Origin of the sequence: Leifsonia sp. 71-9, from assembly GCF_001898805.1 — a bacterium.
In the GTDB taxonomy this organism is placed as follows: Bacteria; Actinomycetota; Actinomycetes; order Actinomycetales; family Microbacteriaceae; genus Leifsonia.
Genome location: NZ_MKVJ01000022.1, coordinates 12,553 through 36,084, shown reverse-complemented (window position 1 = coordinate 36,084; position 23,532 = coordinate 12,553). Strand labels below are relative to the sequence as shown.

Sequence of the window (23,532 nt, the reverse complement as noted above, 5' to 3'; positions counted from 1 at the left end):
ATGGAGCCGGCTGCGGGACTCGAACCCGCGACCGCTCGCTTACAAGGCGAGTGCTCTACCAACTGAGCTAAGCCGGCGACGACGGCTGGCCCGTCGCGCACCATCCTAGAGGATGGCGTGAGGATCGTCCGGAGGGGTCAGCCGGCGGACGGGGTCGGCGAGGGCGTGGGGGTCGAGGTCGAGGAGTACTCGTCGCCCTGGGCCTGCAGGATGAACGCCTTGAAGTCGTCGGCGCTGGTGAGCGAGCCCGTGTACGGCTTGCCGTTCACCAGCACGAGGAGCGCGTTCGTCATCTTCTTCACATCGGAGTTCGGGATGGGGCCGCTCAGGGCGCGGTCGCTCGCCGTGGTCACCCAGGTCTTGAACCGGCCGTCGTCGATGCACGAGTCGATGCTGGAGACGCTGGCCGCCTTCGCGGAGGCGACGCGGGACTTCAGCTGCTGGTCGCTGAGACCGGGGCTGCCCTCCTTGGGCTGCTTCTCGAACAGCGACGAGTTGAACGCCCAGAAGGCCTCCGGCGAGTAGTTCGCCACGCAGGCGGCGGCGTTCGCCGCGCGGAGCGAGTATTTCGTGCCGGCCGAGTGGCTGGTGTAGATCGCGACGGGGTGCATCTCGACGGTGACCGCGCCATCCTTCACCAGCGGCTCCAGCTGCGAGAGGTTCGTGCGCTGGAAGTCGCCGCAGAGGTCGCACAGGTAGTCGGCGTAGATGCGGATGTCCACGGCCGCGCCGTCCGGGTCGGGCGTGCTCGCGACGGGCTTCGAGTCGGCCGCGAGCGCCGGAGTGGTCGCGACCTTGAGGCCGGCGCCGACCACGACGCCGTCGCTGGCCATGTTCTTCGGGCCGGGCACGGTCGGGCGGATGGCGCCGACGATGACGACGGCGACGATGGCGATCACGGCGAGCACGCCGATCGCGATGCCACCGCCGATCAGGGCCCGGTTGCGACGGTCCTTGCGCTGCTGGGATGTGCGGAGCTGCCGGGCTTTCTCCCGTGCGGCCGCGCGGACATCGCCGCTCTCGTCGGGATCGGTCATGGGGGAATCACACTCTCGGGGTCGATCGGGGCTGCGCAGGGGGACGCAGCGGCGTCGTCGTGCGCCGGGACGCACGCAACCGGACGATCGTATTCCGCCAGTCTGGGAATAGGCCAGACGGTCGCTGGACGTACTGGGGCACGGCTTGGGCGTCCCGACCCAGGGACGGTCGTCGACACCCTCGCCGATGCCATATTATGGGGGATTGCGGCGCCGATGCCCAACGGACGTCGACGCCACGTTCATCCATCACAACGGATCGTCCGGCACGTACCTGCCGGTGAAGGAGAAAAGAAAGAAATGGCGACTGTCACTTACGACAAGGCGACCCGGCTCTACCCGGGTTCCAACCGTCCCGCCGTGGACGCGCTCGACCTCGACATCGCGGACGGCGAATTCCTCGTCCTCGTCGGCCCGTCCGGCTGCGGCAAGTCGACCTCCCTCCGCATGCTCGCGGGTCTGGAAGAGGTCAACGACGGCAACATCTTCATCGGCGAGCGCAACGTCACCGACGTGCCGCCGAAGGACCGCGACATCGCGATGGTGTTCCAGAACTACGCGCTGTACCCGCACATGACCGTCGCCGAGAACATGGGCTTCGCGCTCAAGATCGCGGGCGTCGGCAAGGAGGAGCGTGCACAGCGCGTCCTCGAGGCCGCCAAGCTGCTCGACCTGGAGCCGTACCTCGGCCGCAAGCCGAAGGCCCTCTCCGGTGGTCAGCGTCAGCGCGTCGCCATGGGCCGCGCGATCGTCCGCTCCCCCCAGGTGTTCCTCATGGACGAGCCGCTGTCGAACCTCGACGCCAAGCTCCGCGTCCAGACCCGTACGCAGATCGCGTCGCTGACGCGCCGCCTCGGCGTCACCACCGTCTACGTGACCCACGACCAGACCGAGGCGCTCACCATGGGCGACCGCATCGCGGTCCTCAAGGACGGCGTCCTGCAGCAGGTCGGCACCCCGCGCGACCTGTACGCGCAGCCGAAGAACGTCTTCGTCGCCGGCTTCATCGGCAGCCCGGCCATGAACCTGTTCACGGCCGACGTCACCGACGGCGGCATCAAGTTCGGCAACGCGGTCGTCCCGGTCGAGCGCGACATCCTCGCCGCCGCCGGCACCGCCGTGACCATCGGTGTCCGCCCGGAGGACGTCGTCGTGTCGTCCACCGAGGGCAGCGGCCTCAAGGTGACGGTCGACCTCGTCGAGGAGCTCGGCGCCGACGGCTACCTGTACGGTCACTCGGAGGTCGACGGCAAGCGCACCGACATCGTCGGCCGCGTCGACGGCCGCGTGCACCCGAACGCCGGCGACACCGTCTTCATCACCCCGAAGCCGGGCCACGTCCACGCGTTCCACGCGGAGTCGGGCGAGCGCCTCGGCGGCGCCGTCGTCGACTGAGGTCGCACGCACTAGGCTCCAACAGGAATCACACTCTGCCGCAGTCCGGTTCCCGGGCTGCGGCAGAGTGCTTTTCCCCTCAGCACCGACACCGGAAGGCACTCTCATGCCCGGCTCCGTCAACATCACCGCCGCGACCGTCGACCCCGCGCTGCTCGACCTCCCGTGGAACATCCCGCTCGATCAGTGGTCGGCCGAGCACATCGCACTGTTGCCGAAGGGCATCAGCCGGCACCTCGTGCGTTTCGCCAACCTCTCGGGCTACGTCATCGCCATCAAGGAGACGACGGCGGAGATGGCGCAGCGCGAGTACGACATGCTCCGCACCCTGCAGCGCCTCGACGTGCCCTGCGTCGACCCGGTGGCGGTCATCAAGAACCGCACCGACGACGACGGCAACGAGTTGAACGCCGCCCTCGTCACCCGCCACCTCAAGTTCTCGCTCCCCTACCGCGCCCTGTTCTCGCAGACGCTGCGCCCCGACACGGCCACGCGGCTCGTGGATGCACTGGCCGTGCTGCTCGTGCGCCTCCACATCGTCGGCTTCTTCTGGGGCGACGTGTCGCTCTCCAACACGCTCTTCCGCCGCGACGCCGGTTCGTTCGCCGCGTACCTCGTCGACGCCGAGACCGGCCAGCTGTACGACGGCCTCTCGAACGGCCAGCGCGAGAACGACCTCGAGATCGCCCGCGTCAATATCGCCGGCGAGCTGATGGATCTGGAGGCCGGCGGCCGCATCGACGAGGAGCTCGACCCGATCAGCGTCTCCAACGGCATCGTCGCGGCCTACCGTTCGCTCTGGAAGGAGCTGACGGGCAGCGAGTCCTTCTCGTCGTCCGAGCGCTGGCGCATCAGCCAGCGCGTCGAGCGCCTCAACGAGCTGGGCTTCGACATCGAGGAGCTCGCGATCAAGACCTCGGATGCGGGCACCACCGTCCGCATCCAGCCCAAGGTCGTCGACGCCGGGCACCACCAGCGCCGTCTCCTGCGCCTCACCGGCCTCGACACCGGCGAGAATCAGGCCCGCCGCCTGCTGAACGACCTCGACTCCTACTCGGCCACGCTGGGCAAGCAGGGGCTCGACGAGGAGGCGATGGCGCACGAGTGGCTGCTGCGCGTCTTCGAGCCCGTGGTCCGCGCCATCCCGGCCGACCTGAAGGGCAAGCTCGAGCCGGCGGAGGTGTTCCACCAGCTCCTCGAGCACCGCTGGTTCATGTCGCAGCGGGAGGGCCGCGACGTGCCGCTCGCGGAGGCCCTCACGTCGTACATCAACGACGTGCTCCGCCACCGCCGCGACGAGGCCACCGTGATCGCACCGCCCACGGACACCATGAGCATCCCGACCATCCGGCGCGCCGCCGGCCTCGACGACGACGAGGACGACGACGACGACTGGCGCTCGAAGGTCTGACGCCGCTGCACGACGAAACCGCCGAGTGCGCAGATTCTCTGCGCACTCGGCGGTTTTCGTCGGACGTTCCGCGTACTCGGCGGGTGCCCGGCTGCTACTTCGCGGACTCCGCGCGCAGCTTCGCGATCTCGTAGAGGGTGACGCTGACGGCGATGCCCGCGTTGAGGGACTCGGTCGCGTCGCTGATCGGGATGGAGACGACGGCGTCACAGGTCTCGGTGACGAGGCGGGACAGGCCCTTGCCCTCGCTGCCGACGACGATGACGACCGGCCGGTCGGCGAACGACAGGCCGGGCAGCGAGAGGTCGCCGCCGCCGTCGAGGCCGAGGACGAAGACGCCCGCCTGCTTGTACGCCTTGAGCGTCTGGGTCAGGTTGGCGGCCATCGCGACGGGCGTGCGCGCCGCGGCGCCGGCCGAGGTCTTCCACGCGGAGGCGGTCATGCCGACCGAACGACGCTGCGGCACGATGACGCCCTGGCCGCCGAACGCGGCGGTCGAGCGGATGATCGCGCCGAGGTTGCGCGGGTCGGTGATGCCGTCGAGGGCCACGAACAGCGGCGTCTCGCCCTTGCGCAGGGTGAGGTCGAGCAGCTCGCCGGGGTGGGCGTACTCGTACGGCGGCACCTTGAGCGCGACGCCCTGGTGCACGGCGTCCCGGCCGGCGAGGCGGTCGAGCTCGGGGCGCATGATCTCGAGCACGGGGATGCCACGGCCGGTCGCGATGGAGAGGATCTCCTTCATCCGGTCGTCCATCTCCACGCGCGCGGCGATGTACAGCGTCGTGGCCGGGATGCGCGCGCGCAGAGCCTCGAGCACCGAGTTGCGACCGGTGACGATCTCGCTCTCGTCCCCGGACTTGGCGCGACGGGCAGCGCCCGAGGCACCACGCGGTGCGGCGTCACGACCGCCGCGCCCCGCATGCTTGGCCGCGGCGCGCTCGCGCAGCACCTTGGCCTTGTGCGCGACGTGGTACTCGCGGTCCTCCGCCTTGGGCGTCGGCCCCTTGCCCTCGAGCGCCCGGCGCCCGTTGCCTCCGCTGCCGACCTGGGCGCCCTTGCGCCCCTTCCTCACGGCGCCGCCGCGGGACTTGCCACCCGAACTCTTCATGCTTCGATACTCCAATGCGACCCCGTCGGGGTGTCTTCGATGGTGATGCCCGCGCCGATCAGCTCGTCGCGGATGCGGTCGGCAGAGGCGAAGTCGCGCGCCTGCCGGGCGGCCTGACGGTCGTCGAGCAGTCGCGAGACGAGCTGGCCGAGCGCCGCGTCGGCGGCGGACGAGCCCGAACGGCTCCACTGCGGGGACAGCGGGTTGATGCCCAGGACCTCGGTCATCGCGAGGGCCTGACCGCGCGCGGATGCGGCGGCCTCCAAGTCTTCCGCATCCAGCGCCGCGTTTCCTGTGCGCACGGTGTCGTGCAGCACGGCGAGCGCCTGCGGCACGGCGAGGTCGTCGTCCATCGCCGCGGCGAACGCGTCGGGGACGACCTCTGCGCCGCTGCCGGCGAAGCGGGTGCCGGCGAGCCGGCGGTCGACGCGCTCGAAGAAACCGGCGATGCGGTCGAGGGCCGCCTCCGCCTCGGCGAGCGAGCCGTCGTGGAAGTCGATGGTGGAGCGGTAGTGCGCCGAGCCGAGGTAGTAGCGGACGACGAGCGGGCGCGCGGCGCCGAGCAGGTCGGCCGCGTAGACCGAGTTGCCGAGCGACTTGCTCATCTTCTGCCCGTTGACGTGTACCAGGCCGTTGTGCACCCAGTAGTTGGCGAACGCGTCGCCCGCCGCGGTCGACTGGGCCAGCTCGTTCTCGTGGTGCGGGAAGCGCAGGTCGAGGCCGCCGCCGTGGATGTCGAACTGCGGCCCGAGGTAGCGCCGCGACATCGCGGAGCACTCGATGTGCCAGCCCGGACGTCCGTCGCCCCACGGGGAGGGGAACGCCGCCGACTCCGGCTCGTCGGCCTTGCGGCCCTTCCAGAGGGCGAAGTCGCGCGGGTCGCGCTTGTCGCGCGGGTCGGCGTCGGCCGCCGCCTCCATGTTGTCGATGCTCTGCCGGGTGAGCTCGCCGTAGGCGCTCCAGCTCTTCACGTCGAAGTAGACGTCGCCGGAGCCGTCGGCGGCGGCGTATGCGTGCCCGCGCTTGATCAGCCGAGCGATGAGCTCCTGCATCTGCGGGATGCTGGCGGTCGCCCGCGGCTCGTACGTCGGCGGCTGCACGCCGAGCGCCGTGTACCCGGCGGTGAACTCCAGCTCGAACCGGTAGGCCAGGGCCCACCACTCCTCGCTGCCGCCGTCGGCCTGCGCGGCCGCCGCGTTGATCAGGATCTTGTCGTCGATGTCGGTGACGTTGCGCACGAGCGTGACATCCAGCCCGCGGTAGGTGAGCCAGCGGCGCAGCTGGTCGTAGACCAGGGCCGAACGCAGGTGCCCGATGTGCGGCGACGACTGGACGGTGGGGCCGCACACGTACATCCCCACGGCGCCGGGGCGGAGGGGGACGAAGTCGCGCAGGGCGCCGGCCTTCGTGTCGTAGAGTCGCAGAGTCACGGCATACAGCCTACGGGCCGCGCGCCTCCGCCGCTCAGCGCGGGAGCAGCAGGGCGGTCGCGAAGACGGCGACGCCCTCCCCGCGGCCGGTGAAGCCGAGGCCGTCGGTGGTCGTCGCGCTGACCGAGACCGGGGCTCCGAGCACCGCCGTGAGCGCCTCCTGCGCCTCCGCCCGCCGCGGCGAGAAGATCGGCCGGTTGCCGACGATCTGCGCGGCGACGTTGCCGATGCGGTAGCCGGCCTCCTCGACCAGGCGGCGCGTCTCGGCCAGGAAGACCTCGCCGCGCGCGTCGGCGAAGCGCGGGTCGCCGGTGCCGAAGACGCTCCCGATGTCGCCGAGGCCCGCCGCCGACAGCAGGGCGTCGACGATGGCGTGCGCGACCGCGTCGCCGTCGCTGTGGCCGGCGAGGCCGCGCTCCCCCGGCCAGTGCAGCCCGGCGAGCCAGAGCTCCGCGTCGGCGTCGAAGGCGTGGGTGTCGCTGCCGAACCCGGTGCGCGGGACGGCGGAGGCGCCGAGCAGCTCCTCGGCCCGGCGCAGGTCCCACGGCGTGGTGATCTTGAACGCGTGCGCGTCGCCGGGCACGACGGAGACGGGATGGCCCGCTGCGGCGACGAGGCCGGCGTCGTCGGTCTCGTCCCGCTCGGCGGCGGCGTACGCGGCCAGCAGCTGGTCCCGCGGGAAGCCCTGCGGGGTCTGGATGGCCGAGAGCTCCGAGCGGTCGACCGTCTCGTGCACGGCGCCGTCGACCGACACCCGCTTGATCGTGTCGCTCACCGGCAGGCCGGGGATGACGCCGTGCCCGGTCGCGCGGACCGCGGAGACGACCGCGTCGAAGAGCGAGGACGGTGTCAGCGCGCGTGCGGCGTCGTGGACGAGCACGACCTCCACCCCGGACGCGAGCACAGCGAGTCCCGCGGCCACCGACTGCTGCCGGGTGTCCCCGCCCACGACGACCGCCACCGGAGCGAGGTCGCCGAGCGTCGCGCCCGCGATCCCCTGCGCCTCGTCCAGGAGGTCGGCGGGGGCGACCACGATCGTCTGCACCGGCTCGGCGAGGCCGCGCACGGCCGCGAGCGAGCGCTCGAGCAGGGTGCGGCCGGCCAGCCGCACGAACGCCTTGGGGAGCCCGGCGCCCAACCGGGTGCCGCTCCCGGCGGCGACGACGACGACGGCCACGCGCGGGTCCGGGATGCTGCTGTTCACCCCACGAGACTACCGGGGCGCCCCTGCCGCGCGGCCCGCCTCAATAGGCGAAGTGGATCTGCGCGCGGCGACGCGTCGGATGCTCGATCTCGTCGAGCACAGCTGTCGCGAAGTCCTCGCCGCCGATCGTCGACTCCCCCGCAGCGTCGAACAGTGCGACATCCTCGCCGACGCGGTACTCCCCGCGCCGCTCGCCCTGCGGGGCGTACGCGCCGTAGGCGGCGGCCGGGCTGACGAACAACCAGTCGAGCTCGTCCGGGGTCGCGCCGAGCGCGGTGAGCACGTCGTTCATCTCCCGCGCCTCCTCGACGAACTGGGGCGGCAGGTCGTCGCCCTCCGCGAACCGCGGAGCGCCGGGAGCGGGGCGCAGCGAGCTGAAGCCGCCCACCACCACCAGCCGGGCGCCGGCGCGTGCCGCCGCCTCCCCGAGCTGCGAGTAGACGCCGACCAGGGTGCCCGCCGTGTTACCGCGCGGCGACAGGGCGCCGACGACCACGTCGGCCCCGTCGACCAGCGCCGACGCATCGGCCGCGGCTCCCGCGACGTACTCGACGCCGTCGACCTTCTCCTCCGGCACAGAGCGGCTGAGCGACACGACTTCGTGCCCCCGCCGCGCGGCCTCGCGCACGATCCGCGATCCGGTGAATCCCGTTCCTCCGACGACGACCACTCGCGCCATGGTTGCACCCCGCTTCCGCTCGGGCGGCGGATGCCGCCATCGACTCGAAACGCTAGTCCCACGCCGGCCGTTCCGCGAGGATATGCCCGTGAACGTATGCGGCCCCGCGACCAGAAGGTCGCGGGGCCGCAGGAAAAAGCAGGTGAGTCGCTAGGACGCGAGGACCTCGTCGAGCAGGCTGGACGCCTTCTCGTCATCGGTCTTCTCCGCCAGCGCGAGCTCGGAGATCAGGATCTGGCGAGCCTTCGCCAGCATGCGCTTCTCGCCGGCCGAAAGGCCGCGGTCCTGATCGCGGCGCCAGAGGTCGCGGACGACCTCCGAGACCTTGATGACGTCGCCCGACGCCAGCTTCTCCAGGTTCGCCTTGTAGCGGCGGGACCAGTTCGTGGGCTCCTCGGTGAACGGAGCACGCAGGACCTCGAAGACGCGGTCCAGGCCCTCTTTGCCGATCACGTCGCGGACCCCGACGAGGTCGACGTTCTCAGCGGGGACCTCGATGGTCAGGTCGCCCTGGGTCACGTTGAGCTTGAGGTACAGCTTCTCTTCACCCTTGATGATTCGTTTCTTGACCTCGGTGATCGTTGCAGCACCGTGATGGGGGTAAACGACGGTTTCGCCAACCTCGAAAAGCATAGATATGTTGTCCCTTCAGCAAAGAATAGGATACCACACGAGGCACATGCTAAGGTTCGCTCCCGCACCTTCCGGGGCCCCCGAAGCGCCCTCGCGCATACGCTAAACTCGACTCGAATCTCCGCTTTCTGACAAGGCTGCACCGCGCCGTCGAGCGGAACGATCGGGAGGGTCATCCAGTGAAAGCTCGAGTCGCGGCGTCCGTCGTCCTCGCCCTGACGGTTGCATTCGGCACCGCGGGCTGCGGCCTCATCGCCCCGCAGGCCACCACGAAGCACTACGACGCGAGCGACGGCGTCAGCGGCAGCGTCGGCAGCGTCGACGTCCGCAACGCGATCATCGTCACCGACGCCTCCGGCGGCACGGTCGGCAACCTCGTCGTGACCCTCGTGAACACCGGCTCGACCGCCCAGCGCGTCGCCGTCACGGCGGGCGACAAGAGCACCGAGCCCGCCTACGTGACCGTCGACGCCGGCCAGACGAAGAAGGTCGGCACCTCGCCGAAGTCGACCTCCGGCAACGTCTTCTTCTCGCCGTTCTCCTCGCTGCCCGGCAGCCTGTTCCCCGTCTACTTCCAGTACGGCGACCAGACCGGCGTGCAGCTTCAGGTGCCCGTCCTCGACGGCGCGCTCCCCGAGTACGAGAGCCTCGTCCCGCCGCTCCAGCTGCCGACGTCCACGCCGACCGCCGTCCCGACGCCGACCGAGACGCCGACTCCGACGGAGACCCCGGCGCCGTAGCCCGGCCCCACGACACACGACGAAGCCGCCCCTCACTGCGAGGGGCGGCTTCGTCGTTCGCGACGGGGTCGCGGGTCAGGCGTTGAAGCGGTAGCCCAGGCCGCGCACCGTCACGAGCATCTGCGGCTCGGAGGGGCTCTCCTCGATGCGCGAGCGGATGCGCTTGATGTGCACGTCGAGCGTCTTGGTGTCGCCGAAGTAGTCGCTCCCCCACACCCGGTCGATGAGCTGACCGCGGGTGAGCACGCGTCCGGCGTTGCGGAGCAGCAGCTCCAGCAGCTCGAATTCCTTCAGCGGCATGGAGATCTCGGAGCCGTTCACGGCGACCGTGTGGCGGTCCACGTCCATGCGGACGGTGCCGGCCTCCAGGATGCCGTCGTCCTCGAGCTCCTCCGCATCCACCCGGCGGCGGAGCACGGCGCGGATGCGGGCGAGGAGCTCCCGCGACGAGTACGGCTTGGTCACGTAGTCGTCGGCCCCGAGCTCCAGGCCCACCACGATGTCCACCTCGGAGTCCTTGGCGGTCAGCATGATGATCGGCACGTTCGAGCGCGAGCGGATCTCGCGGCACACCTCCGTGCCCGGGATGCCCGGGAGCATCAGGTCGAGCAGCACGAGGTCCGCGCCGCCCTTGTCGAATTCGGCGAGGGCGGTCGGGCCGTCCTCGGCAACGGTCACCTCGTAGCCCTCACGGCCGAGCAGGTAGGCGAGCGGCTCGCTGAGCGCGGCCTCATCCTCGACGAGCAGGATGGATGTCACGGGTTCTCTCCTATCGGGGGACGAACGGTGGAGGCTTCGGGCAGCCGGATGGTGAAGGTGGAGCCGCGTCCCGGCTGCGACCAGACGCGCACCTCGCCACCGTGGTTCTGGACGGCGTGCTTGACGATCGACAGGCCGAGGCCGGTGCCGCCGGTGTTGCGCGACCGGGCCTGATCCACGCGGAAGAACCGCTCGAAGACGCGGTCGAGGTCGTCCTCGGGGATCCCCTCGCCCTGGTCGGTGACCGCGATCTCGACGACGCCGTCGAGGGTGCGGACGCCGATGCCGACGCGGGACTCGTCCGGCGAGTACTGGATGGCGTTCGAGATGAGGTTGTCGACCGCGGTGACGAGCAGGCTCTCGTTGCCGAGGACCTCCGCCGCCTTCTCGCCGCGCATGGCGATCTCGATGCCGCGCGCCTCCGCCGCCACCCGGTTCTGGTCGATGGCGGCCTTCACGATCTTGGCGGCGGACAGGGTGCGGGCGTCGCCGAGCGCGTCCGTGGCCTGCAGCCGGCTGAGCTCGATGATGTCGCGGGTGATGCGGGCCAGCCTGTCCGCCTCCTCGCTCAGCCGGTGCGCGAACCGGCGCACCTGCTCGGGGTCGTCGGAGGCGCCGTCGAGCGCTTCGGCCAGCAGGCCCACGGCGCCGATCGGGGTCTTCAGCTCGTGGCTGATGTTCGCCACGAAGTCGCGGCGCACCGAGTCGAGCCGGAACGACTCCGTGCGGTCCTCCGCGAGCAGCAGGATGTAGCGGGAGCCGAGCCGCGCCACCCGCACGCTCAGGTGGATGTTCGCGTCGCCGAACGGCCCGCGCGCCAGTTCGCAGTCCTCCGTGACCGGCTCGCCGGAACGGCGCACGCGGTCGACGAGCTCGACGAGGTGCGGGTGCACGAGCGTCCCGCCCCAGACGAGCCCGATGGCGTGGGCGCCCGGGGAGGCCTTGATCACGTTGTTCGACGGGTCGATCACGACACCGGCCGACTCCATCGCGTCGAGCACCTGGTCGACGCCGTCGGGCACGGCGGGGTTCACCACGGCCGCGGCATGGTCGCCGCGCCGGGCGGCGACGTGCAGGATCCACACGAATCCGGCGCCGACGGCGAGGCCCAAGCCCAGCGAGAGCAGCACCAACCAGGCGGAGTCCATGCGGCAAGCGTATGGGATGGCGGAACACGGGTTGGCCGCGTGCCCCGTTCCGCCGCGTGTTTTCGCGGGTACGTTAGACAGTGTTCGAGCTCAGGTCACCCACTGTTAACCTGATGCGGCGAACATGCTGAGCGGGGTCAGTCGACCCCCGCATCCCGCGTGCCCGCGCACGCCCAGGAAGGATCCCACCCCCATGCGCGAAGTTTTCCAGCAGGAGCTGGCCGAAGTCCAGGACCGCCTCGTCGAGATCGCCGAGCTCGTCGTCCGCTCGATCCAGGATGCGACGCGGGCCTTCAACGAGTCCGACGTCTCGCTCGCCGAGGACGTCATCGCGAACGACAAGAAGATCGACGAGCTCACCGTGCTCCTCGACGAGCTCTCCATCCAGATCCTCGCCCGCCAGCAGCCGGTCGCGCGCGACCTGCGCATCGTCGTCAGCGCCCTGCGCATCAGCGCGTCGCTCGAGCGCATGGGCGACATGGCCGAGCACATCGCCCAGCTCTCCCGCTACCGCTTCCCGGACAAGGTGGTGCCGAAGGGCCTGCGCGCCACCTTCGCCGAGATGGGGCGCCTCGACGTGGCCATCGCCGAGAAGCTCGCCGAGCTGCTCCGCTCGCAGGACATCCGTCTCGCGGACGAGATCCGCAACGACGACGACGACGTCGACGAGCTGCACGCCAGCGTCTTCGACAAGGTCCTCGGCGAGACGTGGAAGGGCCAGGCGGTCGACACCGTCGACGCGACCCTCGCCTCCCGTTACCACGAGCGCTTCGCGGACCACGCCGTCTCGATCGCCAAGAAGGTCCAGTACCTCGCGACCGGCGACTGGGCCCCCGAGCTCGCCTCCTGACCCCACCGCTCCGTAGCCGCCGAGCACAGCAAAAAGGCTCCCGAATCGTCGATTCGGGAGCCTTTTTGCTGTGCTCGGCGGCTGGCGGCTACTTCTTGCCCTGCGCGGCGACGGCGGCGGCGCCGGCTGCGGCGGCCTCCGGGTCGAGGTAGTAGGCGGGCTCGGTCGGGCGGAAGTCCGCGTCGAGCTTGTAGACGAGCGGGATACCGGTCGGGATGTTGAGCTCGGCGATGTCGTCATCGGAGATGCCGTCGAGGTGCTTCACCAGCGCCCGCAGCGAGTTGCCGTGCGCGGTGACGAGCACCGTCTTGCCCTCGGCGAGGCTGACCGTGATGTCGGACTCCCAGTACGGCAGCATCCGCTCGATGACGTCCTTCAGGCACTCGGTGCGCGGGAGGTCGTCGCCGAGCCCCGCGTAGCGCGGGTCGTGCGCCTGCGAGAACTCGCTGTCGTCGTCGAGCGGCGGCGGCGGGACGTCGAACGAGCGGCGCCACAGCTGGAACTGCTCGGGGCCGTACTTCTCGAGCGTCTCGGCCTTGTCGAGACCCTGCAGAGCGCCGTAGTGGCGCTCGTTGAGGCGCCAGGAGCGCTTGACGTCGATCCAGAGCCGGTCGGAGACGTCCAGCGCGTAGTTCGCGGTCTGGATCGCGCGGGTCAGGACGGACGTGTAGAGGATGTCGGGCTGCAGCCCGGACTCGGCGAGCAGCTCGCCGGCACGCTTGGCCTCGGTGACGCCCTGCTCGCTGAGCCGGACGTCCACCCAGCCGGTGAACAGGTTCTTCTGGTTCCACTCGCTGTTGCCGTGGCGGAGAAGGATCAAAGTGTAGGGCGCGGACATGGCTCCTAATCTACCGTGCCGGGTACGGCAGACTGGAGCGATGGCTTCCGGTGCGATCGGCACGGTGACGCGTGGCACGACCAACACCAACCGGCTGCGCCGCGTCGACCGCTGGGTCGCGGCCCAGCCGGTGCTTCGCCGCGCCTCCGACCCGCTCGTCGTCGACCTCGGCTACGGCGCCAGCGGCGTGACCGCGCTCGAACTGCACCAGCGGCTGGCGAAGACGCGTCCAGACGTGGAGGTCGTCGGGCTCGAGATCGAGCCCGCCCGGGTGCGCACCGCCGACGAGCAGCTCGCCGCCGTGCGGGCCGGTCGGACCGGTTTCGCCGCCGACGCGCGCATCCGCTTCGCCTTGGGCGGGTTCGAGGTGCCGCTGCCGGACGGGCGACGCGCGGCGGTGATCCGCGCGTTCAACGTCCTGCGCCAGTACGACGAGACGGAGGTCGCCGGCGCCTGGAACCGGATGCTCTCGCGCCTCCAGCCCGGCGGCCTCCTGGTCGAGGGCACCTGCGACGAGATCGGCCGCATCGCGAGCTGGGTCGCGCTCGATCCCGGCGGACCGGTCTCCCTCACGGTGTCGCTGCGTCTGCGCGGGCTGGATGCGCCCTCCATCGTGGCGGAGCGACTGCCGAAGGCGCTCATCCACCGCAACGTCCCCGGTGAGCGCGTGCACGCTTTCCTGACCGAGCTGGACCGGCTGTGGCGCATCCACTCGCCGCTGGCCGCCTACGGCCCGTCACAGCGCTGGATCGCGGTCGCCCAGGGGATGCGCGACGCCGGCTGGCCCGTCATCGGCGGTCGCTCGCGCTGGCGTCTCGGCGAGCTCACCGTCGCCTGGAGCGCCGTCGCACCCGCCTGACGCGTCCACCCCTCCCCACATTTGGCCCAAATGTCGACTCCGGGCGCCGCATTCGCGACATTTGTGACAAATGCTGGCTGAGGGCACCGCATTCGCGACATTTGTGACGAATCTCGCGGCAGGGAGGTGGGGTTCAGGCGCGGGGACGGCGCGTGACCGCTCCCAGGCGCGGGAGGTGCGGGATCTGCGCCTCGGCGCCGGCGCCGGGAGGCACGACGACCTCCTGCGCGGCCGCCACGAGCGTGCCGTCGGCGTCGACCGTGAGGGTCTCGTCGGGTGCCGTGCTGCGCTTGACCACGGCGAGCGCGATCGGCCCGAGCTCGTAGTGCAGGGCGGTGGAGGTCACGGTTCCGACCTCCTTCTCGCCCAGCGAGACGGCCGCTCCGCGCACAGGATGGGCGCCTTCGGAGCCGTCCAGGTGCAGCATCACGAGGCGGCGCGGCGGGTGGCCGAGGTTGTGGACCTTCGCCACCGTCTCCTGCCCGCGGTAGCACCCCTTGTCGAGGTGGACGGCGCTGCGCAGCCAGTCGAGCTCGTGCGGGATGGTGCGCTCGTCGACCTCGGTGGAGAACCGCGGCCGCCAGGCGGCGATGCGCAGGGCGTCCGCCGCGGAGGCGCCCGCGACGACCAGCTCGCGGCTCTCGACCCGGGCGACGATCGACTCCAGCGCATCGCGCGGGACGATCCGCTCGCTCCAGGTCCAGCCGGCTCCGGGATGCTCGCCCTGCGCGTACTGGTGGCCGCCGACCGCCACGGCCCGCCACGGGTCGTGCCAGATGAGCGGCACCCCGTTCGGTGCGGCGATGGGGAGGGGCGGGTCGCCGAGCGTCCCGATCGTCGCGAGGTCGTCGCTGCGGTCGGCGAGCTCGACGCGGAGCATGAAGCGCATCCGGTCGAGCCACGACAGCAGGCCCTCGGCCTCGGGGCGGTCGACGAGCAGCCAGAGGGTCTCGCCGTCCTCGATGAGGCGGACGGCGTGCTCGACCCGGCCGGTCACATCCAGCAGGAGGGTCTCGGAGGACTCCCCGGGCTGCAGCCGGGTGAGCGCCTGGCTGGTGAGGGAGTTGAGCCAGCTCAGCCGGTCCGGGCCGGTGATGGTGAGCACGGCGCGGTCGGAGAGGTCGACGATGGCGCGGCCCTCGGCGAGCGCGCGCTGCTCCCCGAGCGGGTTGCCGTAGTGCGCGGGGACGCCGGCCTCGGCCGTCGTTCCCGGGATCGAGGCCGCGTCGACGGCGCCGGGAAGGCGGAGGAACGGGGAGGAGGCCATCACTCCGCCTTGGCGAGGCGCGCGGACGCGTGAGTCCGCAGTTCCTGACCGAGCGCGGCGATGTCCCACGCCCAGAGCAGGTGGTTCTCGACCAGTCCGTAGAGGCGGGTGGCGGCCGTGTATTCCTTGGCGCCCGCGGTGCGGACGACGGCGTCGGTCGCCAGATCGATGCGCGGACCGCTCACCTGGCCGAGGTAGAGCTCGCTGACGCCGTCGGGGTGGATGACGGAGACGTCGATGTCGAACGCGCCGTTGGAGTTGCGCAGCGTCTCGACCGCCTGCGCCGTGCCGAACGGGCGCGGTCCGGAGCCCGGCAGCATCGCCGGCCCCTGGTCGCCCTCGATCAGCTTGCGGCTGAGCCGCCAGTAGCCGGTCTCGGCCGCGAGCGGGGTCTTCTCCTCGTCGAGGATCCAGGAGGTCGACGAGTAGTTGAGGTACGGCTGGCCGTCGTGGCTGAAGCTCACGCGCTGGCCGAACTCGAGTTCCGTGTGCTCGTCGCCGATGGCGTAGTCGAGCACGCCGGTGCCCTCCCAGACGCCGATGAGCCAGGAGAGCGGGACCAGCTCGGAGGGGAGGTCGGTCGGGATCTCGATCATGGTGACCGCTCCCCCGCCTAGCGCTGGCCGCGGAAGAGGTTGTAGACGACCAGTCCGGAGACGCCGAGGATCGCGAGGGTGGCCAGGCCCAGCAGGCCGACGAAGAAGAGTTCGAGAGCGACGAGCATAGGGAGAGTCTATGTCAGCTCGCGGCCGAGACGATGGCGAGGACGGCTCCGGTGACGCCGAGGATGATGAAGCTGCCCGTCAGCGTGGCCGCCAGCCGGTTGACGAAGCCGTCCTTGCGCTGGGTCGCGAGCTGCGCCGCGAAGGCCAGCAGCACGCTCACGCCCAGGGCGAGGGAGAGCCAGGAGGCGTAGGCGCCGTGCGGGGAGAGGATGCCGATGAGCACCGCGAGCACGATGGAGACGGCCCAGACCGAGCCGACGCTGCCGTAGAGAGCGGGGCGCGGCATCGGCTCCGGCGGCTCGACGGCCGCGGCAGGCCCCTGCGGATGCGGACCGGGACCGGGCAGATCGGGCCCGGGCGCGCCGTTCGCGATGTCGCTCATGAACCCATTGTGCCCTGAGCGCGGAGTCCGCGGACGGCCGGGGCATGCATTTCGGGTAGCATTGCGGCACCGAGAGGGTGGAGGACCTGGGTGGCGCAGCTGTTGATCCTCACCTCTGCGCCCGACGTGGAGGTGCTGCCTTCGCTCGCCCTCCTCAGCCATCGCACCCGCCAGATCCCCGCGGAACCGGCGGCGCTCGTGAACGCACCGAGCTGCGACCTCATCTTCGTGGACGCCCGCCGCGACCTCGCCAGCGCCAAGTCGCTCTGCAAGATCCTGACGACGACCGGTGTGACCGTGCCGCTTCTGCTCGTCCTCACCGAGGGCGGCCTCACCGCCGTGAGCGCCGACTGGGGCGCGAGCGACGGGGTGCTCGACTCGGCCGGCCCTGCCGAGGTGGATGCGCGCATCCGCCTCGCGATCGGCCGTCAGACGCAGGAGCACTCGCAGAGCAAGATCCAGGCGTCCGGCATCACCATCGACGAGGCGAGCTACTCGGCCAAGGCGCACGGACGCCAACTCGACCTCACCTTCAAGGAGTTCGAGCTCCTCCGCTTCTTCGCGACGCACCCCTCCCGCGTGTTCACCCGCGAGCAGCTGCTCAGCGAGGTGTGGGGGTACGACTACTTCGGCGGAACCCGCACGGTGGACGTCCACGTGCGGCGCCTGCGCGCGAAGCTGGGCGACCTGGAGTCGCTCATCGGCACGGTGCGCAACGTCGGCTACCGGTTCAACGTGTACGACGACGACAACGACCGGGTCCCGTCCAGCGTCCACCACTGAGCGGCGCTCACCGCGTGCCTGTGGAGGGGGCGTTTATCCACCGTTAACCGGAGCCCGTCCCCGACGTCGTGGGCGAGTGCCAAGATGGGGACATGGACTCCGACGACATCCTTCTCGACAACGGGCTGACCGGAAGCCTGGGCAGCGATTTCGACGACGACTTCGCGCCCTTCATCTACGAGCCCGATCCCGACCTCCCGGACGATCGCTACCTCGACCGCGAGATCAGCTGGCTGGCGTTCAACCAGCGCGTGCTCGAGCTCGCCGAGGATCCGCTGCTCCCCGTCCTGGAGCGCGCCAACTTCCTCGCCATCTTCGCGAGCAACCTCGACGAGTTCTTCATGGTGCGCGTCGCCGGCCTCAAGCGCCGCATCGCGACCGGTCTGGCCGTTCCCACCAACGTCGGCCGCGCCCCGCAGGACGTCCTCGCCGACATCTCGCTGAAGGCGCACGAGCTGCAGGAGCGGCACGCCCGCGCCTACCGCGAGCTCGTGGAGCCCGACCTCGACGCCGCCGGGATCTCCGTCGTGCCGTGGGACCAGCTCGACGAGGCCGATCGCGCCCAGATGCGCGAGGTGTTCTCGCAGCAGATCTTCCCGGTGCTGATGCCGCTTGCGGTCGACCCCGCGCACCCGTTCCCCTACATCTCGGGCCTCTCGCTCAACCTCTCCGTGCGGGTGCGCAACTCGCGCACGGGCAAGGAGCAGTTCGCGCGCCTCAAGGTGCCCCAGATGCTCCCCCGCTTCGTGCGCATCGACCAGCGCGAGGGTCTGGGCGAGGTGAGATTCATCCCCCTTGAGGACCTCATCGCGAACCACCTCGGCGACCTCTTCCCCGGTATGGAGATCCTCGACCACCACGTGTTCCGCGTCACGCGCAACGAAGACGTGGAGGTCGACGAGGACGAGACGGAGAACCTCATCCAGGCGCTCGAGCGCGAGCTGCTGCGCCGCCGGTTCGGTCCGCCGATCCGCCTCGAGGTCACGGACGACATGGACGACGTGACGCTGGGGCTGCTCGTGCGCGAGCTCGACGTCACGGAGCAGGAGGTCTACCGCCTTCCCGCCCCGCTCGACCTCGGCGGCCTGTTCGACCTGGCCCGCATCGACCGGCCCGACCTGCACTACCCGAACCACGTGCCCACGACCGCGGCGCAGCTCATGCCGACGGAGCCGAACGCCAAGCCGAACGTGTTCGCGGCGGTCTCGCGCGGCGACATCCTGCTGCACCACCCCTACGAGTCGTTCGCGACCAGCGTCCAGGCGTTCCTGGAGCAGGCCGCCGCCGACCCGCACGTGCTCGCCATCAAGCAGACGCTGTACCGCACGTCGGGCGACAGCCCCATCGTCGAGGCCCTCATCGACGCGGCGGAGGCGGGCAAGCAGGTCCTGGCCCTCGTCGAGATCAAGGCGCGCTTCGACGAGCAGAACAACATCTCCTGGGCCCGGAAGCTCGAGAAGGCCGGCGTGCACGTCGTGTACGGCCTCGTCGGACTCAAGACCCACTGCAAGCTCGCCCTCGTCATCCGCGAGGAGAAGGGCGTCCTCAAGCACTACAGCCACATCGGCACCGGCAACTACAACCCGAAGACCTCGCGCATCTACGAGGACCTCGGCCTGCTGACGGCCGACGACCAGGTCGGCAAAGACCTCACCCGGCTGTTCAACGAGCTCTCGGGCTACGCGATCGAGAAGAAGTTCAAGCGGCTCCTTGTCGCGCCGCTCCACCTGCGCAAGGGGCTGCTCAAGCGGATCGACACCGAGCGCGCGAACGCCGCCGCGGGCAAGCCCTCGGGCATCCGGATCAAGCTCAACTCCATCGTCGACGAGGCGATCATCGACGCGCTCTACCGCGCCAGTCAGGCCGGCGTCCCGATCGACCTGTGGGTGCGCGGCATCTGCGGGCTGGTCCCGGGGCGCGAAGGGCTGTCCGAGAACATCCGGGTCCGCTCCGTGCTGGGCCGGTACCTCGAGCACTCGCGCGTGTTCTCGTTCGTCAACGACGGCGACCCGCAGGTCTACATCGGCAGCGCGGACATGATGCACCGCAACCTCGACCGCCGCGTCGAGGCGCTCGTGCGCCTGACCTCGCCCGAGCACCTGGCCGAGCTGGACGGGCTGTTCGACCTCGCGTTCGACGACCGGACCGCCGCGTGGTCGCTCGCCGAAGACGGCGACTGGACCCGCCACCACCTCGACGAGGACGGCAAACCGCTGATCGACCTGCAGAATAAGCTCATGCAGCAGATCAGCCACCGTCCACGGAGCCAGCGCACGGGAAGCAGGCGGTGAGTCCGGCCATCTACGCCGCCGGCGCCCTGTGCTGGCGGGTGGTGGACGATCGCATCGTCGTGCTCGTCGTGCACCGCACCAAGTACGGCGACGTCACCATCCCCAAGGGCAAGGTCGACCCCGGCGAGACCCTGCCGCAGACGGCGATCCGCGAGATCCACGAGGAGACCGGGCTGAAGGTGGGCCTCGGTCTCCCGCTCGGCGTCTCCCGCTACCCGCTGAGCAGCGGTCGCGAGAAGATCGTGCACTACTGGGCGGCCGAGGTGTCCCCGAAGGCGATCGAGCAGTCGACGTTCGTCCCGAACAACGAGATCGCGGCCGTCGAGTGGGTCACCATCAAGAAGGCGCGCGGCTACCTGACCTACGAGCGCGACGTCGAGATCCTCGACGCGTTCGACGGGTTCCTGCGCCAGGGCATCACCTCGACGTTCTCCCTCATCGCCCTGCGGCACGGCAAAGCCGAGCCGCGCGGCGGCTGGGACGGCTCCGACGCTTCCCGCCCCCTCACCGACCGCGGCGTCAAGCAGGCCGCGGGCGACGTGCCGACACTGGTCGCCTGGCGGCCGAAGCGCATCGTCACGAGCGACGCGGTCCGCTGCATTGCGACGGTCGCTCCCCTCGCCGCAGCGACGGGCATCCAGCCGCATCGCACGCACGACATCAGCCAGGAGGCGTACGAGGAGGGCCAGGGCGACGTGCGCTCGGTCGTCGGCAAGCGCATCCGTGCCGGCAAGAACGCGGTGCTGTGCAGCCACGGCCCGGTGCTGCCGGAGATCCTTCGCGAGATCGCCCTCGCGACCGGCACGATGCCCGGCGCGTACCTGAACGATGCCGCCGACCTCGACACCGGCGGCTTCTCCGTGGTGCACCTGTCGTCGACCAATCCGGCCTCCGGGATCATCTCGATCGAGACGTACGCGCCCGCCGTCGCGTGATGAGGTGACCTCCCCTTCCCCCGCATCGCACCCGTCCTGGCGGGACGCGGTCGCGCGGCTCTCGCGCCCGACGACGGAGGAGACCGTGGGAGAGGCGGCTGCCGCGCTCCACTTCGACGTCCGGCAGCTCGATCGTCGTCCGGCCGACCGCTGGCAGCGCTCGAACTCCCGCACCGTGCGGGCCGATCCGGCCTCGGACGCGCCGATTGTCCTGGCGGTGCGGCCCGCGGTGCTCAGCGCCTCGGGGCGCTGGAAGACGTCCGGCATCAGCTGGGGCACCATCCAGTACCACGTGCATCGCCTGGCCCTCTCGCGCCGCCAGACCCGCTGGTTCCACCAGGTGTCCGCCCTTCGGCGTTCGACGCCCCCGGGGCTCGGCGACGACCCCGACCGCATCCTGCTCGACGACTACGAGAGCCCGCTGCTCTGGGAGCTGCTCGCCCAGGCGGGCGATGCCGGGGTGGAACTCGTCACCGGCCCCGGCGGCTCCGTGCAGCTCGGGACGACGGCCGACGCGCTGCTCGACGCGAGCGCCGTCGACGACGCGCTGGGCCTGGAGACCGTCGTGCTGTTCGACGGCGAGCGCCGGCCGGTCGAATCGGTGGGCCGCATCGGCGACCACGGTCTCTACGCGGTGGACTGGGCTCCCGCACCCCGGATCCTGCTCGCTCCCAGCACCGGCCCGCTCACGCCCGAGCAGCGGGCCGTTCTCACGCATCCGCTCCCCCGCGTGCCGGCCGCGGAGGCCGACGAGTTCCTCCACGAGGTCTACCCGGTGCTCCGGCAGGCGATCTCCATCGTGAGCTCGGACGAGACGGTCGCCTTCCCGGCCATCGATCCGCCGAGCCTCGCGCTGGTGGTCGAGCACCGGCCGAACGCGTCCGTCGAGCTGCACTGGGAGTGGCTGTATCGCGTGGGCGCGACCCGCACGCGCCGGGCGTCCGACGTCCCGCCCGAGGCCGGCCAGTACAGCGACCCCGCGGCCGAGGCCCAGCGTCTGGCACTGATCGGCCGCGACCCGCTCCCCGGCGGTCTCGTCGCCGGCGTGCCCGCCGCGCTGACCGGCCTGGACGCGCTCGAGTTCGTGGAGGAGACCCTCCCCCGGCTCGCGGGCCGCGGCGACCTCCGTATCCGGGAGGTGGGAGCGCGTCCGGCCTTCCGCGCGATCACCGACGCCCCCGAGCTGACGCTCACGGTGATGCCGGCAACGGAGGCGGACTGGTTCGACCTGGGCGTGATCGTCCGGGTCGACGGCCGCGACATCCCCTTCACCCCGCTCTTCGCCGCCCTGACGCGCGGCTCGAAGAAGCTGCTGCTCGTCGATCGCAGCTATCTGCCGCTCGACCTGCCGGTCTTCGATCGGCTGCGGGAGATCATCCAAGACGCCTCGACCTTCCCCGAGTGGGAGACCGGCGTCCTCCGCCTCAATCGCCGCCAGGCCGCCGTCTGGGAGGAGCTCGCCGAGCTCGCCGACCACACCGAGCAGGACGAGAGCTGGCGCGAGACCGTCGAGGGGCTCCTCGCTCTCGCGGCAGCCGGCGAGGGCCCCCTCGACGACGTCCCGGCACCGGCGCCCTCCGTCACGGCCGAGCTCCGGCCGTACCAGGAGCACGGCCGCCGCTGGCTGCACTTCCTCTGGCGCCACCGGCTCGGCGGGATCCTGGCCGACGACATGGGGCTCGGCAAGACGGTGCAGACGCTCAGCCTCATCGCCGACGTGGTCGCCGCACGCCCGGACGACGCCTCCCCGGCGCCCTTCCTGGTCGTCGCTCCCGCCTCCGTCGTCTCCAACTGGGGTGCGGAGGCCGGACGCTTCACGCCGGAGCTCACCGTGGCCACTCTCACCTCCGGCGTGCGGAGCGTCGCGCAGCTGCGGGAGGCGATGGCGGGCGCCGACCTGGTCGTCACCTCCTACGCCCTCTTCCGCCTCGACACCGACCGTTACGCGGCGCTGGACTGGGCGGGGCTCGTCCTCGACGAAGCGCAGGTCGTGAAGAACCGCCAGTCGCTCGTCCACCGCGCCGCCCGCGACTTCCCCGCCCCGTTCAAGCTCGCCATCACCGGGACGCCGCTCGAGAACCACCTCCTGGAGCTGTGGGCGCTGTTCGCGATCGTGGCACCGGGGCTGCTGCCGCCGGCGCACCGCTTCACGCAGCACTACGCCCGGCCGATCGCCGCGGGAGACGATGTCGCCGCGGCGCGGCTGGAGACGCTGCGCCGCCGGGTGCGCCCGCTCCTGCTCCGCCGCACGAAGGAGCAGGTCGCACCCGAACTGCCCGCGCGCCAGGAGCAGGTGCTGACCGTCGAGCTCTCGCCGAGCCACCGGCGCGTCTACGACGCCTACCTGCAGCGGGAGCGCCAGAAGGTCCTCGACCTGGTGGACGACCTCGACCGCCAGCGGTTCACCGTGCTCCGCTCGCTCACGCTGTTGCGGCGCCTGAGCCTCGACGCCTCGCTCATCGACACGTCCGACGATCCGCACGGGGAGTTCGACGACATCCCGTCGAGCAAGCTGGACGCGCTGCTGGAGCAGCTCGCCGACGTGATCGCCGAAGGGCACCGCGCGCTCGTGTTCAGCCAGTTCACGACCTATCTCGCGAAGGCGGCCGAGCGGTTGACCGCCGCGGGCATCCCCTTCGCGATGCTCGACGGGTCGACGCGACGCCGCTCGAAGGTCATCGACGGCTTCCGCACCGGCTCCGCGCCGGTCTTCCTGATCAGCCTGCGCGCGGGCGGGGTGGGGCTGAATCTCACCGAGGCGGACTACGTGTTCCTGCTCGACCCGTGGTGGAATCCGGCGGTCGAGCAGCAGGCCATCGACCGCACCCACCGCATCGGCCAATCCGCACCCGTCATGGTCTACCGCCTCGTCGCCGCCGACACCATCGAGGAGAAGGTGATGGCGCTGAAGGCCGAGAAAGCGCGCCTGTTCGACGCGGTGTTGGACGGCGGGACCGGCTTCGACGCGGCCCTGACCGCCGAGGACATCCGCGGCCTGCTCGCCTGATCGGGCCGCTCGGGACAGCCAAGACAACACCCCTCGTTCACCTTCCGTTTA

General features: G+C 70.8%; 21 protein-coding genes and 1 tRNA gene. 9 read left to right on the top strand and 13 right to left on the bottom strand.

Annotation, left to right across the window (positions count from 1 at the left end):
• Position 1: 1 nt before the first annotated feature.
• Both BGO91_RS20195 and BGO91_RS20190 read right to left on the bottom strand, forming a co-directional pair.
• A tRNA-Thr gene (locus BGO91_RS20195) sits at positions 2–77 on the bottom strand.
• Positions 78–137: 60 nt separating this feature from the next.
• Positions 138–1,037, bottom strand: a complete 900-nt coding sequence (locus BGO91_RS20190; RefSeq protein ID WP_290474531.1) for a thioredoxin domain-containing protein — start codon at positions 1,035–1,037, stop codon at positions 138–140.
• Positions 1,038–1,337: 300 nt separating this feature from the next.
• Between BGO91_RS20190 and ugpC the strand changes: the two genes are divergently transcribed.
• Both ugpC and BGO91_RS20180 read left to right on the top strand, forming a co-directional pair.
• Positions 1,338–2,432 carry a sn-glycerol-3-phosphate ABC transporter ATP-binding protein UgpC gene (gene ugpC / locus BGO91_RS20185; RefSeq protein WP_290474530.1) on the top strand — a complete coding sequence of 365 codons (1,095 nt, stop codon included), beginning with the start codon at positions 1,338–1,340 and terminating at the stop codon, positions 2,430–2,432.
• A gap of 106 nt (positions 2,433–2,538) precedes the next feature.
• Positions 2,539–3,843: a DUF4032 domain-containing protein gene (locus tag BGO91_RS20180; protein ID WP_290474529.1), complete on the top strand. Its 1,305-nt coding sequence runs from the start codon at positions 2,539–2,541 to the stop codon at positions 3,841–3,843.
• 94 nt (positions 3,844–3,937) lie between these two features.
• On the opposite strand, the gene rlmB is transcribed toward BGO91_RS20180, so the two are convergent.
• The 5 genes from rlmB to BGO91_RS20155 form a co-directional block, all read right to left on the bottom strand.
• A complete protein-coding gene (gene rlmB / locus BGO91_RS20175) occupies positions 3,938–4,951 on the bottom strand; it encodes a 23S rRNA (guanosine(2251)-2'-O)-methyltransferase RlmB (protein ID WP_290474528.1) in 1,014 nt (337 codons plus the stop codon).
• A complete protein-coding gene (gene cysS / locus BGO91_RS20170; RefSeq protein ID WP_290474527.1) occupies positions 4,948–6,381 on the bottom strand; it encodes a cysteine--tRNA ligase in 1,434 nt (477 codons plus the stop codon). The genes rlmB and cysS overlap by 4 nt, the downstream gene beginning before the upstream one ends.
• Before the next feature lie 34 nt (positions 6,382–6,415).
• Entirely contained in the window at positions 6,416–7,585 is a 1,170-nt protein-coding gene (gene ispD / locus BGO91_RS20165; protein WP_290474526.1) for a 2-C-methyl-D-erythritol 4-phosphate cytidylyltransferase, read from the bottom strand.
• A 40-nt stretch (positions 7,586–7,625) separates the two neighbouring features.
• Positions 7,626–8,264, bottom strand: coding sequence for an NAD(P)-dependent oxidoreductase (locus tag BGO91_RS20160; protein ID WP_290474525.1), 639 nt, complete (start codon positions 8,262–8,264; stop codon positions 7,626–7,628).
• Between the two features lie 150 nt (positions 8,265–8,414).
• The gene (locus BGO91_RS20155) at positions 8,415–8,897 is read right to left on the bottom strand and encodes a CarD family transcriptional regulator (RefSeq protein WP_021763858.1); all 483 of its coding nucleotides are present in this window, start codon (positions 8,895–8,897) and stop codon (positions 8,415–8,417) included.
• Positions 8,898–9,076: 179 nt separating this feature from the next.
• Between BGO91_RS20155 and BGO91_RS20150 the strand changes: the two genes are divergently transcribed.
• Positions 9,077–9,637 carry a hypothetical protein gene (locus BGO91_RS20150; RefSeq protein WP_290474524.1) on the top strand — a complete coding sequence of 187 codons (561 nt, stop codon included), beginning with the start codon at positions 9,077–9,079 and terminating at the stop codon, positions 9,635–9,637.
• A 75-nt stretch (positions 9,638–9,712) separates the two neighbouring features.
• Here the strand turns inward: BGO91_RS20150 and BGO91_RS20145 are convergent, their stop codons facing one another.
• On the bottom strand, positions 9,713–10,396 hold the full coding sequence (locus BGO91_RS20145; protein WP_021763856.1) for a response regulator transcription factor: 684 nt from the start codon (positions 10,394–10,396) through the stop codon (positions 9,713–9,715).
• Positions 10,393–11,544 carry an ATP-binding protein gene (locus BGO91_RS20140; RefSeq protein WP_290474523.1) on the bottom strand — a complete coding sequence of 384 codons (1,152 nt, stop codon included), beginning with the start codon at positions 11,542–11,544 and terminating at the stop codon, positions 10,393–10,395. The genes BGO91_RS20145 and BGO91_RS20140 overlap by 4 nt, the downstream gene beginning before the upstream one ends.
• A gap of 193 nt (positions 11,545–11,737) precedes the next feature.
• Here BGO91_RS20140 and phoU point away from each other — a divergent pair, with 193 nt between their 5' ends.
• A complete protein-coding gene (phoU, locus tag BGO91_RS20135; protein ID WP_290474522.1) occupies positions 11,738–12,394 on the top strand; it encodes a phosphate signaling complex protein PhoU in 657 nt (218 codons plus the stop codon).
• 88 nt (positions 12,395–12,482) lie between these two features.
• On the opposite strand, the gene BGO91_RS20130 is transcribed toward phoU, so the two are convergent.
• Complete coding sequence (locus BGO91_RS20130; RefSeq protein WP_021763853.1) at positions 12,483–13,232, bottom strand: phosphoglyceromutase; 750 nt, start codon at positions 13,230–13,232, stop codon at positions 12,483–12,485.
• A gap of 40 nt (positions 13,233–13,272) precedes the next feature.
• On the opposite strand from BGO91_RS20130, the gene BGO91_RS20125 reads away from it, so the two are divergent.
• Positions 13,273–14,091 (top strand): class I SAM-dependent methyltransferase, encoded by an 819-nt coding sequence (locus BGO91_RS20125; RefSeq protein ID WP_290474521.1) that lies wholly within the window; start codon positions 13,273–13,275, stop codon positions 14,089–14,091.
• 133 nt (positions 14,092–14,224) lie between these two features.
• On the opposite strand, the gene BGO91_RS20120 is transcribed toward BGO91_RS20125, so the two are convergent.
• From BGO91_RS20120 to BGO91_RS20110, 3 genes are all read right to left on the bottom strand, one after another.
• Positions 14,225–15,358: a glycine cleavage T C-terminal barrel domain-containing protein gene (locus BGO91_RS20120; protein ID WP_290474520.1), complete on the bottom strand. Its 1,134-nt coding sequence runs from the start codon at positions 15,356–15,358 to the stop codon at positions 14,225–14,227.
• Entirely contained in the window at positions 15,358–15,954 is a 597-nt protein-coding gene (locus BGO91_RS20115) for an FABP family protein (protein ID WP_179701519.1), read from the bottom strand. The genes BGO91_RS20120 and BGO91_RS20115 overlap by 1 nt, the downstream gene beginning before the upstream one ends.
• 142 nt (positions 15,955–16,096) lie before the next feature.
• Positions 16,097–16,465, bottom strand: coding sequence for a hypothetical protein (locus BGO91_RS20110; RefSeq protein ID WP_290474519.1), 369 nt, complete (start codon positions 16,463–16,465; stop codon positions 16,097–16,099).
• A 90-nt stretch (positions 16,466–16,555) separates the two neighbouring features.
• Between BGO91_RS20110 and BGO91_RS20105 the strand changes: the two genes are divergently transcribed.
• From BGO91_RS20105 to BGO91_RS20090, 4 genes are all read left to right on the top strand, one after another.
• Positions 16,556–17,248, top strand: a complete 693-nt coding sequence (locus tag BGO91_RS20105; protein WP_290474518.1) for a response regulator transcription factor — start codon at positions 16,556–16,558, stop codon at positions 17,246–17,248.
• Between the two features lie 92 nt (positions 17,249–17,340).
• Complete coding sequence (locus BGO91_RS20100) at positions 17,341–19,539, top strand: RNA degradosome polyphosphate kinase (protein WP_290474517.1); 2,199 nt, start codon at positions 17,341–17,343, stop codon at positions 19,537–19,539.
• Positions 19,536–20,474: an NUDIX hydrolase gene (locus tag BGO91_RS20095; RefSeq protein WP_290474516.1), complete on the top strand. Its 939-nt coding sequence runs from the start codon at positions 19,536–19,538 to the stop codon at positions 20,472–20,474. The genes BGO91_RS20100 and BGO91_RS20095 overlap by 4 nt, the downstream gene beginning before the upstream one ends.
• A 4-nt stretch (positions 20,475–20,478) precedes the next feature.
• Positions 20,479–23,481, top strand: coding sequence for a DEAD/DEAH box helicase (locus BGO91_RS20090; RefSeq protein ID WP_290474515.1), 3,003 nt, complete (start codon positions 20,479–20,481; stop codon positions 23,479–23,481).
• Positions 23,482–23,532: the final 51 nt, after the last annotated feature.

What these genes read in the sequence shown, in the direction of transcription:
- BGO91_RS20190 (WP_290474531.1), bottom strand. Translation starts at nt 1,037, where the DNA reads ATGACCGATCCCGACGAGAGCGGCGATGTCCGCGCGGCCGCACGGGAG.
- ugpC (WP_290474530.1), top strand. Translation starts at nt 1,338, where the DNA reads ATGGCGACTGTCACTTACGACAAGGCGACCCGGCTCTACCCGGGTTCC.
- BGO91_RS20180 (WP_290474529.1), top strand. Translation starts at nt 2,539, where the DNA reads ATGCCCGGCTCCGTCAACATCACCGCCGCGACCGTCGACCCCGCGCTG.
- rlmB (WP_290474528.1), bottom strand. Translation starts at nt 4,951, where the DNA reads ATGAAGAGTTCGGGTGGCAAGTCCCGCGGCGGCGCCGTGAGGAAGGGG.
- BGO91_RS20160 (WP_290474525.1), bottom strand. Translation starts at nt 8,264, where the DNA reads ATGGCGCGAGTGGTCGTCGTCGGAGGAACGGGATTCACCGGATCGCGG.
- BGO91_RS20155 (WP_021763858.1), bottom strand. Translation starts at nt 8,897, where the DNA reads ATGCTTTTCGAGGTTGGCGAAACCGTCGTTTACCCCCATCACGGTGCT.
- BGO91_RS20140 (WP_290474523.1), bottom strand. Translation starts at nt 11,544, where the DNA reads ATGGACTCCGCCTGGTTGGTGCTGCTCTCGCTGGGCTTGGGCCTCGCC.
- phoU (WP_290474522.1), top strand. Translation starts at nt 11,738, where the DNA reads ATGCGCGAAGTTTTCCAGCAGGAGCTGGCCGAAGTCCAGGACCGCCTC.
- BGO91_RS20130 (WP_021763853.1), bottom strand. Translation starts at nt 13,232, where the DNA reads ATGTCCGCGCCCTACACTTTGATCCTTCTCCGCCACGGCAACAGCGAG.
- BGO91_RS20125 (WP_290474521.1), top strand. Translation starts at nt 13,273, where the DNA reads ATGGCTTCCGGTGCGATCGGCACGGTGACGCGTGGCACGACCAACACC.
- BGO91_RS20120 (WP_290474520.1), bottom strand. Translation starts at nt 15,358, where the DNA reads ATGGCCTCCTCCCCGTTCCTCCGCCTTCCCGGCGCCGTCGACGCGGCC.
- BGO91_RS20115 (WP_179701519.1), bottom strand. Translation starts at nt 15,954, where the DNA reads ATGATCGAGATCCCGACCGACCTCCCCTCCGAGCTGGTCCCGCTCTCC.
- BGO91_RS20110 (WP_290474519.1), bottom strand. Translation starts at nt 16,465, where the DNA reads ATGAGCGACATCGCGAACGGCGCGCCCGGGCCCGATCTGCCCGGTCCC.
- BGO91_RS20100 (WP_290474517.1), top strand. Translation starts at nt 17,341, where the DNA reads ATGGACTCCGACGACATCCTTCTCGACAACGGGCTGACCGGAAGCCTG.